The organism is Acinetobacter sp. 1294243, assembly GCF_000588015.1.
In the GTDB taxonomy this organism is placed as follows: Bacteria; Pseudomonadota; Gammaproteobacteria; order Pseudomonadales; family Moraxellaceae; genus Acinetobacter; species Acinetobacter pittii.
The window spans coordinates 51,974-65,006 of the sequence record NZ_JFXG01000007.1 but is presented as its reverse complement, the minus strand read 5'-3'; the positions used below and the strand labels follow the sequence as shown (position 1 = coordinate 65,006).

Sequence of the window (13,033 nt, the reverse complement as noted above, 5' to 3'; positions counted from 1 at the left end):
CTTTCATTTTAATTTACCGCTCTTGTAGCGGTTTTTTTATGCCAATTGATAAACACTCAAAAAATAATGCACATTTGCATAATGCAGTATTGCATTACGTTATGCACTTATGCATAATAATTTCACCAACACATCTAACGGTGAATAAATAGATGATTGATTTACGCCCTACAGATTGCGAAGAATTCATTAATGACATAGATGGCGGGGAATTTGCTGAACAACTAAGTCATGCAGTCAGTAAAGTTGCTACTGCTGCAATGGAAACTCAAAAAGCTGGCGTAATTACAATTCAACTTAAGTTCACTAAAGGTGCTGGTCACAACAACATAACCGTTGAACATAAATTAGTTTCGAATGCCCCGCTTCCTAAAGGCAAATGTGTGGAAGAGCATAGAGATAAAACGCCCATGTATCTAAATACGGGCGGAGATGTATCGCTATTTGCTAAACATACTGAGCAGCTTTTTGAAGTAAAAGCTTAGAAATGAAAAAAGCCCAGAAAACTTTGGACGGCTATCGGGGCTTTTTCCTACCAATACTGTGCGTATTAAGGCGAATTATTATGAATCAGAAATATATAGGCAGTCAATCTGCCCCATCTACCCCTATTTGTTTTGTACCTGAACTTAGTGGGAATAAAACAAATAAACCAGCTACTTCTAAGCTTTATCAGCATCCGTCAGCACAGGATCTAAAGTTTAAAAAAGATAGTAAATGGCCGTATTTTTTATGTTTTCTTATTTTTAGTGCATTAGCAATTGCCTTTCTTTATGCATGTGATGCAGAAGCCCAAGTGCGTGAGCAGAAGGCACAACATTGGCAAGAACAATTTAACTCAGGCGAACCAGTTGAAGTCCAAGTAAGTGTAGTTAAATTAGGTGGTGCACAATGAGAACTAATTTTTTACGTGGCGCTAAAAGAACCCAAAATTTTTCCAATAATCAATCAGGCCATAAATCAACATTCCGTGAATATATAGGTAAAGATGAAGAACAAAATTTATATAAAGTACGTTTAGGCTACACCGTCTATGCTGCACCGCATACGTTAACCCGTGTTTATACAGTGGATGCAACTGGTGTATTAACTCCCGTTTCTCAACATACCCTTAATTCAAGAGAATGGATTCTCCGCAACTTGGAAGAAGAAATTTCGCGACAAAGAAAGCGCGAATTAGGTCAAATTCTCGGTAAAACGCATATTCCCTCTCCGGACCGCAAAGCTTACAAAATGCGTCGTGGCTTTCTAGGTACACGGTAGTTGGAGTCACTTTAATGATTCAAATTTATAACAGCAAAACTAGAACCTTTAATGTGATCGGTAAACGAATACAAGTTTTCTCAAATGTATCACTTCATGAAACTGAAGCTTTGCTCTTCAAAGCGAAATTTAAAGATTCTATTTGGAGATTCTAACATGATGAAGTACATCCCTGACTCTATGTCATATCCATTCACAGTTTGGATGTCAGAAAGTGGTTTCTATCCTTCTTATAAAAAAGGATACATCGTTATGAAGCGTGGCAAAGAAGTGGCAAAGATTTCTCTAATAGAAACAAAAAAAGGTTTTGAAATGAATGAAGTGTGTCAAAAAAGATTTACTTCATTTTGTAGAACCTGGATGAATAGAGATAAACACTTTATTGATCAATTACGTATGCGTGGTTTATCCAGAATGAATCAACTTAGATACCAATTGGTTGCCTAAATGAAAGCTAAAAAAAAGGAGGTCTAAATTTAATGGCAATTTATATCTCAACCCCAGAGATTTTACAGAGGTACAAAATTTCTAAAGGTACTTTAAAAAATATGCGGGAAAGAGGCTCCGACCCCTTTCCTGAACCAATTATTAGAGGTCATGGAAGAGCTACTAACTTATATGGTGTTAAAGCCGTAGCATCTTGGGAAAGTAGAAATGGGTATTTAGAATCACTTGAAATTGAGCCTTTAATATCAAATCTTTCATAGTTATTTATAATGGCACAAAGCTTATCAAACCATTTTGCATAAGCTTGTGCCTGAGGTTCTAAATATTGATTTAAATCATAAGTTCCCCATACTTGTGGCAAAGCATGCCCCAGCATGATTTCACAAATGTGCGGAGGAGCAAATTCAGCAATGTGTGTCCGCATAGTTCGTCTCAAATCATGTGTGGTCCAATGGTTGATATCAACATCAAAATATCGTTTGACGTTTTCATTAATATAAATAGGAATAGTTGTTTGAAATCCTTTTTGAGTAGGTTTATATTTTTTTGCTCTAATAATTGGGAAAGCCCACTCACAATCTGGTGGAGAAAGTTCAAAAGCTTGTTTAATTAAAACTTCTACTTGAGGAATCATAGGTCTAACAATAGCTTTTCTAGATCTTGCACCAGTTTTATGCTGCTCAGGAGGAATTGTCCAAGTATGATTATGAAAGTCAAAGTCACTCTTTTTAGCTGTTCTCAACTCACCTACTCGACATCCAAAAATTAATAACATCAGTATCATTAATTTGTTTTTAGGTGATATTCCTGTTGATAGAAATGTCGCATGGATTACCCAGAAAATTTCTTGTTCAGTTAAATATCTCGTCCTAGGATTTTTACGAACATTTAAATCAATGGCTCTAATATGCAATAAAGTCTGCTCTTTTAATTTTCCATGAATGCAACCCCACTTCATGATTAGCTTCAAATTACCTAATACCTTTATTGCAACAGTTTTTGCATAATTAACGATTGTAAATAGAAGCTGTGACCATTCCTGTAAAGTAACTTCATCACAAATACGTTTACCTAATCTAGGAAAAACATGTAATTCAAAAGCTCTTTTATCATCTTTACAGGCTGCTTTATGAGCGGCTGCGGTTTCAAAGAATTCTAGACATATTTGCCGAACGGTTGGTTGCGCTAAGTATGCTGTCTCTTTTTTTAATTTTAGTTGTAACGGATCTCTTCCTTTATCTAATTCCTTTTTATTTTCGAGAACTTCTGCTCTCGCCTCTTTCAAGGACATCATTGGGTAAGTGCCAATGTCCATACGTTTTGAAGAGTTGTTAAATCTGTAACGCATTTGAAAAACAATTTTCCCTTTTGGAGAAATGCGAACTGATAAACCGTCTCTGTCATTAACTACTTGGGTAGCTTCTCTCAACTTTCCATTATTTGATTTTAACCAGGTATCACTTAAAGCCATTTTCACATCATAAAAAACCAACTTACAAAATATATTAAGCAACTTACCTTCCATGCCAGCTATAATATTTTGTACAAATCCTTGTACAAATTTTTGTTTGTTGCATGAATTACTTTGTTGAGCTTTAAATTTCTTTGAATGCCACAAAACACTCACAAATTATTATTTTTTAAAGGTTATATGACTAAATCATTTGAAAAATTGTGCTTTGAATATCTTTGGAGATTTTTGACGCATGTCTAAGATTGTAATGTTTGACATGGATGGTACGCTATTAGATCTCGCTTTTGATGATTTCATCTGGAATGAATGTCTTCCTAAGCGACATGCAGAGATACATCAACTTCCACTCGACCAGAGCCAAAAAACACTATATCAGTTTTATCAATCACATAGACATACGCTTGTTTGGTATTCATCAGCTTATTGGACCAAAACTGTAGGCGTTGATGTACTCAAATTACAGCAAGAATTTCAGACAAAAATTCAAGCTCGGTTTGGTTGTATTGAGCTTCTGCAGGAACTGAAAAAGCAAGGATATAGTTGTTGGTTAGTTACAAATGCCGATCGTGCAAGCTTACGGTTAAAGCTCGATAATGTTGCAATTGAACACTTCTTTGACGTAATCGTATCGAGTGAACAAATTGGTTATGCAAAAGAAGATATTCATTTTTGGCAAGAGCTCCAAAAATTACACCCTTTCGACCCAGAAGCAACCATTTTTATTGATGATACAGCTCCTGTACTAAAAACAGCTGAAAAATTTGGTATCAAGCACTTGTTTACTATCTTGCAGCCCTCAAGTCTAAAGGATGTAAGAAAGCATGAAGATTTAGAATATAAAGCACTAGATCGACTTACAGAATTGCTGTCTATATTGAATCAAATTGATAGAAAGGATAATGATGTCAAAATCGCTTGAAAACGATGCTGTAGAGACCATGCGTATCGACAAATGGTTATGGGCTGCTCGTTTTTTTAAAACTCGTTCAATTGCTAAAGCAGCAATCGAAGGAGGTAAAGTACATCACAATAATGAGCGTGTAAAAGTTTCCAAAGAAATTCGTGTTGGAATGGAACTGATTATTCAACAAGGTTTTGATAAAAAAACCGTTGTCGTAAAAGCGCTTTCGAACACACGTGGTCCAGCACCAGTTGCCCAGCAACTTTATGAAGAAACAGAAGTAAGTATTGCTAGACGGGAGTTGATTGCATCCCAACGAAAATTGCATAATCTTGCTCGACCTGATCATAGACCGAGTAAAAAGGATCGTAGACAGATTAATCGGTTTAAACAGGACAATGATCAACACTGGTCGTATGGTGATGAATAAAAACGTCGAGTTGTGTCGCACACACACAGACAACACATAGAAGCTATAGAAAAAATCTGTCACTATTAGCCCTGTGAAACAAGTTGAGATTCAATGCATCCACTTGGGTTAAACGTGATGAACTTAGAGTATTGAGGTTTTTGAGATGGATGAGAATAAAAGCAAAGCATTACAAGCCGCGCTAAGTCAAATTGAGAAACAATTTGGCAAAAATACGGTGATGCGTCTCGGTGACAACACTGTTCAAGCAGTTGAAGCTGTATCTACAGGTTCTTTGACGTTAGATATTGCATTGGGGATTGGCGGTTTACCGAAAGGTCGTATCGTTGAGATTTATGGTCCAGAATCTTCTGGTAAAACCACAATGACTCTCCAAGCGATTGCACAATGTCAAAAAGCTGGTGGTACTTGTGCATTTATCGATGCAGAACACGCATTAGATCCACAATATGCACGTAAACTCGGTGTGGACATTGATAATCTACTTGTATCGCAACCTGATAACGGTGAACAAGCACTTGAGATTGCAGACATGCTAGTTCGCTCTGGTGCAATTGATTTAATCGTTGTCGACTCAGTGGCTGCTCTTACTCCTAAAGCAGAAATTGAAGGCGAAATGGGTGACTCTCACATGGGCTTACAAGCTCGCTTAATGAGTCAGGCATTACGTAAAATTACGGGTAACGCTAAACGCTCGAACTGTATGGTTATTTTCATTAACCAGATCCGTATGAAAATTGGTGTAATGTTTGGTAGCCCTGAGACTACGACTGGTGGTAACGCATTGAAGTTCTATGCTTCTGTACGTTTAGATATCCGCCGTATTGGTCAGGTCAAAGAAGGTGATGAAATCATCGGCTCTGAAACTCGAGTTAAAGTTGTTAAAAACAAAATGGCTCCTCCTTTTAAAGAAGCTATTTTCCAAATCTTATACGGTAAAGGTACAAACCAGCTTGGCGAACTTGTAGATTTAGCTGTACAACAAGATATCGTGCAAAAAGCAGGCGCTTGGTATTCATATCAAGGCAATAAAATTGGCCAAGGTAAAAACAATGTTATCCGCCACTTTGAAGAAAATCCTCAAATGGCTGGAGAAATTGAAAAGATTATCCGTGAACAACTGCTAACTACGGGTACTAATGGTGCTGTACAGGTGGAAGATGAAGAAGAAGATCTTCTATTAGAGTCTTAATTACCGCTAATAAGTCTTAAAACGCCCCTTCGGGGCGTTTTTTACAAGGAAATATTAAATATGTTCAAAAGAACAGAAGAACAGCCCCAACAACGCGCTTTGCTAACAGGTCAACGTTTGCGCTCATATGCTTTTGCGTTATTGACTCGTCGAGATTATTCGAAAGCAGAACTTATCGAGAAATTGAATCGTTATGCACAAAACCCTGAAGAGGTTAAGCAACTTGTTGAAGAGTTATCTGAGCAAAATTATCAAAGTGACCAACGCGTTGCAGAACTAACATTGGCTAGCCAAATTCGTAAAGGCAAAGGGCCAAAACGCATCAAACAAGCTTTAAAAACTAAACAAATCGAAAATGATTTAATTGCAGATGAAATTCATAATATTGATTGGGTGGAACAGGCTTATCAACTTAAAGTGAAAAAGTTTGGTGAAGAAGTAGAAAAAGATCCTAAACTTAAAGCAAAACAGATGAGGTTTTTACAATATAGAGGATTTGATTTAGATGTAATTATGAAGGCAATCCAACGGAGATCGGATTAGAAGATGGTGGCAACCCCACTAGCAAAACTTCGGCACATCATAGATCTGCTACCGTTGCTACCTTCCGGTCCTGGCGGGGTTCACAGAGTACAATTGCGAAGCCACCAGCGGGGCTACCATTGCAAAACAGAGTATAGAGATTTTTAAAAGAGTTGCAAGCCTTCTTCTCAATTTTAAGCAAGTTTATGTTTCAATTGATTAATTCATCGTCAAAAACATATAAATTCCTAGAATCTCTTATCTTATATTCTTTCTTGATACTTATTTTGAATAAAATATGCTTGAAGATTGTAAACTATTCTTGCATTTATATTGTTAGCTGTTTTAATTGCAATGATCAATTAAAACCTTAGATAGCTAATGTGAATAGTTTACATATTCCCTTCTCAAGTTAGCTTTTACATAAAATTATGGACCTATACTCATGCGATTGATGAAGCATTCTTTATTATTTATTGCCTTAATGAGCACTACTTCTCTCTATGCCAATATTCCAATTGAATCGCGCGGTTTAAGTCAAAGTGGTGGTAGTTCAACTAACACTTCATCGAATAACGCTTCAGTCCCTAGTAATTTAAATTGGGAATTGATGCAAAAAAACCAACAATTAGAAAATGATATACGTACCTTACGCGGACAGTTAGAAGAACAATCGAATGATATTGAACAACTGAAAAAAGATTTATCTAATCGCTATACTGATTTAGACCAGCGTTTGGAATTACTAAATCAAAAAGTAGATCCAGAAAGTGCAGCACCAGACAATACAGCAAATAGTGATGCTACAGCTACCGGAAGCTCAGAAGCTCCTCCTACCGACAATAAAGCAGCTAGTACTACTACAACTGCTGCAAGTCAAGTTACTTCCCCTTCACAAACGCAAGTAACACAACCAGCTTCATCGCCTGCTACGCAAAATCAATCGAACCCTGTAGAACTTGAAAAAGCAGCTTATACTGTCGCTTTAGATGCCTACAAACAAGGTGGAGCGAAAAAAGCGATTGCTCCAATGCAGAACTTTATCAAAAATCATCCTAATAGCGTTTATACAGGCAATGCCTATTTTTGGTTAGCTGAGTTTAATTTAGCAACTGATCCGGTAAATTATAATGAAGCTAAAAAGAACTATAATGTAGTCGCTACGCAATACCCAAATTCTAGTAAAGCTCCTCGTGCGCTTTATCAACTCTACAGTATTGCCAAAGATGTTGATAAAAACACTGTATCAGCAAACCAATATAAAGCTAAAATCTTAAGTCAGTATCCAAAATCTGAAGAAGCCAAATTTTTTAATAAATAAAAGTTTTTAAGAAAAAAAGACACCGCGATCTGCGGTGTCTTTTTTTGAATATCTCGGCTTAACGCACAATACCACGTTCTGATTGTTCAACAGAGTCAATTAATAATTGAGCTTCTGGAACATTCGGAAGAATATCATTTTTAATCTGCTCAACAGCTTGAACAGAAGTCAGGCCTGATTTGAAAATCAATTTATAAGCTTCTCTAAGGCCTTGAATTGTATCCTTAGACCAACCCTTTCGGCGCATACCTTCTATATTAATACCAAACGCATGTGCTGGATTACCAGATGCCATAACATAAGCTGGCACATCTTTTAAAATTAAAGATGCTCCACCAACCATACTGTAAGAATCGATTTTACAGAATTGATGAATTCCCGAATTACCACCAATAATGACATGGTCACCGATATGAACGTGTCCAGCAACACCAACATTATTTGCGAAAATATTATGATCACCAACAATACAGTCATGTGCAATATGCGTATTAACCATCAATAAGTTATGACTACCTATTTTAGTTAAAGCATTATCTTGTACAGTTCCTCTATGTAAACTGCAATGCTCACGAATTAAATTATGATCTCCAATCTCTAACCAAGTTTCTTCACCTTGATATTTCAAGTCTTGGCAAACTTCACCAACACTTGCAAACTGGAAAATCTCATTATTTTGACCAATTTTGGTAAAACCACCAACTACAACATGTGAATGTAATTTAGTACCAGCGCCAATCGTCACATTTGGACCAATAATACAATAAGGTCCTATCTGGACATCCGGGGCAATCACTGCAGATGGATCAATAATGGCCGTAGAATGAATTAAATCGTGATTGCTCATGCCTGCTCTGTTTTTTGGTGTGAAATCATAATTTCAGCGGTTGTTGCTACAATACCGTCAACGGTAGCCGTACAGTTATATTTGTAGATACCGCGTTTTTGCATTACTAATTCAGATTTTAATACAAGTTGGTCGCCTGCAACTACTTGTTTTTTAAATCTAACCTTTTCTGCACCAGCAAAGAGGAATAAAGAACCTGGTTTTGGCGTCTCATTGTTCATAATAAAACCTAGAACGCCCGAAACTTGAGCTAATGCCTCTACAATTAGGACACCCGGCATAATCGGATATTCTGGGAAATGTCCTTGTAGGAACTCTTCATTGATAGAAACATTTTTATAACCAACAATACTATTGTCAGTAACTTCAGTCACACGATCAACCAATAAGAAAGGATAACGATGCGGCAAATATTGACGAATCGTTTGAATCTGCATTGGTAATTCAGGGATGGCAAATTTAGGTGTAGTTGACTCGGTCATAATATTCTATTTACGCAAATTAAAAGTTGATTCAAGAGACTCTATTTGAGCTTGTATATGATCAAGTCGTTTAGTGATTTGGGTCAATGGCACATCTGCTAATTGTCGCAAGCGTACAATTGTCTTTTTCCAATGACTATTTTCAAATAATCCAATTCCTGAAGAATAGGTACCAGCTTCAGAAATATTTTTTGTGACCATTGACATTCCAGTTAAAGTCACATTATCAGTGATTGAAAGGTGACCAGACACACCGCAAGCTCCTGCAAGAATACAGTTTTTGCCAATTTTAGTGCTTCCAGCAATTCCACATTTAGCAGCAATAGCTGTATTGGAACCTATATGAACGTTATGTGCGATTTGCACAAGATTATCAATAATTACCCCATCTTCCAAAATCGTATTATCTAGTGCCCCTCGATCAATACTACAATTTGATCCAATGCGGACATCATTACCTATGATAACTGAACCTAATTGTGCGATACGATGCCATTTATCTTGATATGGTGCAAATCCAAAGCCTTCACTACCAATTACAGTACTTGCATGAACTCGAACACGATCAAGTAATTTAGAACCGCCAGTAATGGTGACATGAGAATCGATAAAACAATCCTTTCCAATTTCCACATTATCATCCAGACGAGTATGAGACTGAATAATCGTGTTCTCACCTACTACACAATTTTCACCAATTACAACGTAATGGCCAATATATGCTTTTTCAGAAATAATTGCAGAAGGATGAATTTGAGCAGTACTTTCAATACCTATTGATGTGATCTTTTTATCAAAAGCATGCGTAAGGATGGCAAAAGCCAAATATGGATTATCAACAATAATAAAATTTTGTTTATCAGTAAGCTGTTCTTTAATAGAGCTTGTAACAATGTACGCACCCGCACGGCTAGTCTTTGCTTGATCGATATACTTTTCGCCATTTACGAAAGTAATATGAGAAGGTTCAGCATTTTCTAAACTTGCCAGATTTATAAATTGAAGACTACCCGCACCGACTAACTCACCATTAACTAGGTGAGCTAGTTCATCTAAACGATAATGTTGCACTTTCATTAATTTATTTCATTGAATTAACCTTTTGTATCATTTTATCAGTTAAATCATATTTAGCGTCATAGGCAACGGTCGAATTTTTATTCAAAATGAAGTCAAGATTATTTTCTTTTCGTAATTGTTCAGCTGCTTGCTTCACACGAGTCTCAAAAGTTGAGTTCATTCCTTGCAAACTAGTTTGAACTTTAGACTGCAAACCTTGTTGAGTCGAATTAAATTCATTTAATTTTGACTGATATTGAGTTTGAAGCTTCTTAATATCATCTTCTTTCATTTTTTGCCCTTGAGTTTGGGCTTGACGCTGAAGGCCTTCTAACTCTTTACCCAACTGCTCAAGACGAGTTGTTGTTGGTTTAACAGATTGATTTAAACTTGCATTTTGTTGTTTTAAATAAGTACTACTTTCAACAACTTTAGCAAGATCAATAACACCATAACCAGCAGCATTAGTCATAGCAGAAATTGTAAGGCCTAACCCTAACATTAATATATTTAATTTTTTCATCTTAATTTGTGTCCTTATTTCATTGTTTAGTCAAGTCGTACTTAGAAAGTACGACCGATTTCAAACTGAATCTCTTTAGTTTCGTCACCAGGCTTATCATTTAACGGGAATGCATAGCTAAGAGATAATGGCCCAATCATAGTGATCCATGTAAAACCAACACCTACGCTATAACGCATATTACCTAAATCAAAACCGTAGTTATCTTCACAGTATTTTTTAGCATCTGCTATTTGCTGCCCATTCATAATCATAGAATAAGAGCCAACATCACACTTAGTATCAAATACTTGACCACCTTCAGCAAAAATGACTGGTCGTACTTGGCGAGTCCAGTCCCCTTTGAAAGGTAACGGTAAAGCTAATTCAGTACCAAATTGTACTAAAGCATTACCCCCCACCTCTTCTGGAGAACCGTCATTTTGCTTGGTTTCTTGTAAGTTTACACTTGCATACTTAGGACCCAAGGTACTGTTATCATAACCCCGAACAGAACCATAACCACCTGCATAGAAGTTTTTATAGAATGGTAAATCATTACCATAGCCAAGTTTACCGTAACCACGCAATACGAAACCAGTATTACTAATTGGCCAAAATGCCTGTGCATCATAAGTTGCTTTTTGATAGTCAACATCACTACCTGGCAAACCAATTTCAAGACCTACACGATGTGACATACCTGAAGTAGGGAAAATAGGACGGTTTAAAGTATTGTATGACCAACCTAAATTTAAGTTATATGTAAAGAACTCACCATCAAACGCATTATCATATTGTTCTTCTGGGACCTTACATTCCCCCTTCTCAGTATCATACTGCGACTCACCATTTAAGGTTGGACAATATGAACCCTTACTTGTTGCTTTACCACCATTTGCTAACAAATAATCACGCACATAAGTAGAGACATAAGGACCAGTCGTTACTTTAGTATTATCAATACCTAAAGAGGCACTTAGGCTTTGGTTTTCATCAATTGGGTAACCAAAACTTAAACTACCACCGAAACTATCGGTAACGTAATTATTAACGTTATAGTCATCATTTAACTTTGTTTTACGGTAATAAACATTATAACCGCGGCTTACACCATCAATAGTGAAGTAAGGGTCAGTAACACTTAAGTTATAGTAGTCTTGAGTTTCAGAGCGAGATAAATCGATCGAAACACGATTACCCGTTCCCATAAAGTTAGTTTGACTCAAACCTGCCTGGAATGTGATACCACCACTTTGTGAGTAACCTACCGCTAATGTTGTAGTTCCCGAGTGTTGCTCTTCAACATTTACGTTTAAATCCACCTGATCTGGTGAATTTGGAATACGAGCCGGTTTAATATCAACTGTTTTGAAGAATCCAGTACGCTCTAAACGAACCTTGGACAAATCAATTTTTTCATTACTCGCTAAAGCGCCTTCCATTTGACGCATTTCACGACGCAATACTTCATCGGCAGTTTTACTATTACCTGTAAAGTTAATACGACGTACGGTTACTTGCTGACCTGGGTTTACATAATAGTTCAAGTCAACAACACCCGTTTCATTATTAATTTGCGGAACGACATTTACATCTGCAAAGTAATAACCAGCATTACCATATTTACGCAATAACAATTGCTTAACAGCATTTACTTTTTCTTGAGAATAGGTATCCCCATCTTTATAAATTTTCAAAGCTTGCAGTTCTTCAGGTTTATAAAGTGCGTCACCTAAAAACTTGGTTTGACCAAATTTGAACTGGCTACCTTCCTCAACAGCAACTTCAATAAAGATATTCTTTTTATCTTCACTAATATTAAGCTGTGAGTTATTGATATGAAAATTGATATAACCTTTATTCAGATACATAGCGCGCAAAGCTTCAAGGCTCGCTGCCATTTTCTCTCTAGCATAACGGTCATTACGGGTTACAACTGAAGCCCAACCACTTTCTTTAACTGCGAAAGCTTGTTTAATTTCACTGTCTTTAAAAACAGTATTACCAATAATATTGATATTAAAAACTTTAGCTGCCGTACCTTCATTAAAATTTAATTTAAGTTCAACACGGTTATTTGGGCGAGCTATAGTATCAACAGTTACATCAGCATCATAACGGCCTTGCTGAGTATATTGCTGCTCTAATTCAGTTTCAATTGTTTGTAAAGCTGACTTCTTAAAAACTTCGCCTTCAGCAATGCCCATTTTTTTGAGGCCTTGCTCTAAAGCCTCTTTAGGAATAAGTTTGTTACCCTTAAATTCAAGTTTTGAAATAATCGGGCGCTCTACGACATTGAAAACTAAAGTATCGTTATCTCTTGATGCTTTAATATCGTCAAAAAGTCCAGTGGCATACAATGTTCGAATTGCTTCTGCGATCATCGGTTCATTAACGCGATCGCCACTGTTGATTGGCAACATGGTAGAAACATTTGCAGGAGTAAGACGGACCAAACCATCTATACGAATATCTCGAACAACGAAATCATCAGCTGCATATGCTTGTTGTACCGCTGCCATAGCGCTAACAAGTGCCAAAGGCATTAAAAAATGTGTGTGCCGCATGCCAGTTTTTCCAGTAAGTTATA

15 protein-coding genes and 1 other RNA gene are annotated in these 13,033 nt (G+C 36.7%); 9 read left to right on the top strand and 7 right to left on the bottom strand.

Going from position 1 to position 13,033, the window contains the following annotated elements:
* Positions 1-152 precede the first annotated feature (152 nt).
* The 4 genes from J655_RS14260 (at position 153) to J655_RS0104490 (ending at position 1,710) form a co-directional block, all read left to right on the top strand.
* Positions 153-485 (top strand): hypothetical protein, encoded by a 333-nt coding sequence (locus J655_RS14260; protein ID WP_031980696.1) that lies wholly within the window; start codon positions 153-155, stop codon positions 483-485.
* Positions 486-565: 80 nt separating this feature from the next.
* Positions 566-895, top strand: a complete 330-nt coding sequence (locus J655_RS14255) for a hypothetical protein (RefSeq protein WP_032052544.1) — start codon at positions 566-568, stop codon at positions 893-895.
* Complete coding sequence (locus tag J655_RS14250; protein ID WP_031980691.1) at positions 892-1,263, top strand: hypothetical protein; 372 nt, start codon at positions 892-894, stop codon at positions 1,261-1,263. Before J655_RS14255 ends, J655_RS14250 begins: the two co-directional genes overlap by 4 nt.
* Before the next feature lie 156 nt (positions 1,264-1,419).
* Positions 1,420-1,710 carry a hypothetical protein gene (locus J655_RS0104490; RefSeq protein WP_079281856.1) on the top strand — a complete coding sequence of 97 codons (291 nt, stop codon included), beginning with the start codon at positions 1,420-1,422 and terminating at the stop codon, positions 1,708-1,710.
* 148 nt (positions 1,711-1,858) lie between these two features.
* Here the strand turns inward: J655_RS0104490 and J655_RS14245 are convergent, their stop codons facing one another.
* Positions 1,859-3,328 carry an integrase family protein gene (locus J655_RS14245; protein WP_322835849.1) on the bottom strand — a complete coding sequence of 490 codons (1,470 nt, stop codon included), beginning with the start codon at positions 3,326-3,328 and terminating at the stop codon, positions 1,859-1,861.
* Positions 3,329-3,416: 88 nt separating this feature from the next.
* Here J655_RS14245 and J655_RS14240 point away from each other — a divergent pair, with 88 nt between their 5' ends.
* From J655_RS14240 to J655_RS14225, 4 genes are all read left to right on the top strand, one after another.
* Positions 3,417-4,103: an HAD-IA family hydrolase gene (locus J655_RS14240; RefSeq protein ID WP_032006903.1), complete on the top strand. Its 687-nt coding sequence runs from the start codon at positions 3,417-3,419 to the stop codon at positions 4,101-4,103.
* On the top strand, positions 4,087-4,515 hold the full coding sequence (locus J655_RS14235; RefSeq protein WP_005068915.1) for an RNA-binding S4 domain-containing protein: 429 nt from the start codon (positions 4,087-4,089) through the stop codon (positions 4,513-4,515). The genes J655_RS14240 and J655_RS14235 overlap by 17 nt, the downstream gene beginning before the upstream one ends.
* A 145-nt stretch (positions 4,516-4,660) precedes the next feature.
* The gene (gene recA / locus J655_RS14230; RefSeq protein ID WP_002115680.1) at positions 4,661-5,707 is read left to right on the top strand and encodes a recombinase RecA; all 1,047 of its coding nucleotides are present in this window, start codon (positions 4,661-4,663) and stop codon (positions 5,705-5,707) included.
* 60 nt (positions 5,708-5,767) lie between these two features.
* Positions 5,768-6,250, top strand: coding sequence for a regulatory protein RecX (locus tag J655_RS14225; RefSeq protein WP_005068912.1), 483 nt, complete (start codon positions 5,768-5,770; stop codon positions 6,248-6,250).
* Positions 6,251-6,263: 13 nt separating this feature from the next.
* Here the strand turns inward: J655_RS14225 and ffs are convergent.
* An RNA gene (gene ffs / locus J655_RS24225) (signal recognition particle sRNA small type) lies at positions 6,264-6,360 on the bottom strand.
* A 314-nt stretch (positions 6,361-6,674) separates the two neighbouring features.
* On the opposite strand from ffs, the gene J655_RS14220 reads away from it, so the two are divergent.
* Positions 6,675-7,550 carry a YbgF trimerization domain-containing protein gene (locus J655_RS14220; protein ID WP_005068911.1) on the top strand — a complete coding sequence of 292 codons (876 nt, stop codon included), beginning with the start codon at positions 6,675-6,677 and terminating at the stop codon, positions 7,548-7,550.
* Between the two features lie 58 nt (positions 7,551-7,608).
* Here the strand turns inward: J655_RS14220 and lpxA are convergent, their stop codons facing one another.
* The 5 genes from lpxA to bamA are packed head-to-tail and all read right to left on the bottom strand — an operon-like array spanning position 7,609 to position 13,010.
* Positions 7,609-8,397, bottom strand: a complete 789-nt coding sequence (gene lpxA, locus J655_RS14215; protein ID WP_017385998.1) for an acyl-ACP--UDP-N-acetylglucosamine O-acyltransferase — start codon at positions 8,395-8,397, stop codon at positions 7,609-7,611.
* The gene (gene fabZ, locus J655_RS14210) at positions 8,394-8,879 is read right to left on the bottom strand and encodes a 3-hydroxyacyl-ACP dehydratase FabZ (RefSeq protein ID WP_002115603.1); all 486 of its coding nucleotides are present in this window, start codon (positions 8,877-8,879) and stop codon (positions 8,394-8,396) included. Before fabZ ends, lpxA begins: the two co-directional genes overlap by 4 nt.
* 6 nt (positions 8,880-8,885) lie before the next feature.
* Positions 8,886-9,956 carry a UDP-3-O-(3-hydroxymyristoyl)glucosamine N-acyltransferase gene (lpxD, locus tag J655_RS14205; protein WP_032042374.1) on the bottom strand — a complete coding sequence of 357 codons (1,071 nt, stop codon included), beginning with the start codon at positions 9,954-9,956 and terminating at the stop codon, positions 8,886-8,888.
* A gap of 4 nt (positions 9,957-9,960) precedes the next feature.
* Positions 9,961-10,461 (bottom strand): OmpH family outer membrane protein, encoded by a 501-nt coding sequence (locus J655_RS14200; protein ID WP_002115728.1) that lies wholly within the window; start codon positions 10,459-10,461, stop codon positions 9,961-9,963.
* A gap of 41 nt (positions 10,462-10,502) precedes the next feature.
* Positions 10,503-13,010, bottom strand: a complete 2,508-nt coding sequence (gene bamA, locus J655_RS14195) for an outer membrane protein assembly factor BamA (RefSeq protein ID WP_005068904.1) — start codon at positions 13,008-13,010, stop codon at positions 10,503-10,505.
* Positions 13,011-13,033: the final 23 nt, after the last annotated feature.

Bases quoted from the DNA above. Each gene is read 5' to 3' on its own strand.
- J655_RS14260 (WP_031980696.1), top strand. From the start codon at position 153: ATGATTGATTTACGCCCTACAGATTGCGAAGAATTCATTAATGACATA.
- J655_RS14255 (WP_032052544.1), top strand. From the start codon at position 566: ATGAATCAGAAATATATAGGCAGTCAATCTGCCCCATCTACCCCTATT.
- J655_RS14250 (WP_031980691.1), top strand. From the start codon at position 892: ATGAGAACTAATTTTTTACGTGGCGCTAAAAGAACCCAAAATTTTTCC.
- J655_RS0104490 (WP_079281856.1), top strand. From the start codon at position 1,420: ATGATGAAGTACATCCCTGACTCTATGTCATATCCATTCACAGTTTGG.
- J655_RS14240 (WP_032006903.1), top strand. From the start codon at position 3,417: ATGTCTAAGATTGTAATGTTTGACATGGATGGTACGCTATTAGATCTC.
- J655_RS14235 (WP_005068915.1), top strand. From the start codon at position 4,087: ATGTCAAAATCGCTTGAAAACGATGCTGTAGAGACCATGCGTATCGAC.
- recA (WP_002115680.1), top strand. From the start codon at position 4,661: ATGGATGAGAATAAAAGCAAAGCATTACAAGCCGCGCTAAGTCAAATT.
- J655_RS14225 (WP_005068912.1), top strand. From the start codon at position 5,768: ATGTTCAAAAGAACAGAAGAACAGCCCCAACAACGCGCTTTGCTAACA.
- J655_RS14220 (WP_005068911.1), top strand. From the start codon at position 6,675: ATGCGATTGATGAAGCATTCTTTATTATTTATTGCCTTAATGAGCACT.
- lpxA (WP_017385998.1), bottom strand. From the start codon at position 8,397: ATGAGCAATCACGATTTAATTCATTCTACGGCCATTATTGATCCATCT.
- fabZ (WP_002115603.1), bottom strand. From the start codon at position 8,879: ATGACCGAGTCAACTACACCTAAATTTGCCATCCCTGAATTACCAATG.
- lpxD (WP_032042374.1), bottom strand. From the start codon at position 9,956: ATGAAAGTGCAACATTATCGTTTAGATGAACTAGCTCACCTAGTTAAT.
- J655_RS14200 (WP_002115728.1), bottom strand. From the start codon at position 10,461: ATGAAAAAATTAAATATATTAATGTTAGGGTTAGGCCTTACAATTTCT.
- bamA (WP_005068904.1), bottom strand. From the start codon at position 13,010: ATGCGGCACACACATTTTTTAATGCCTTTGGCACTTGTTAGCGCTATG.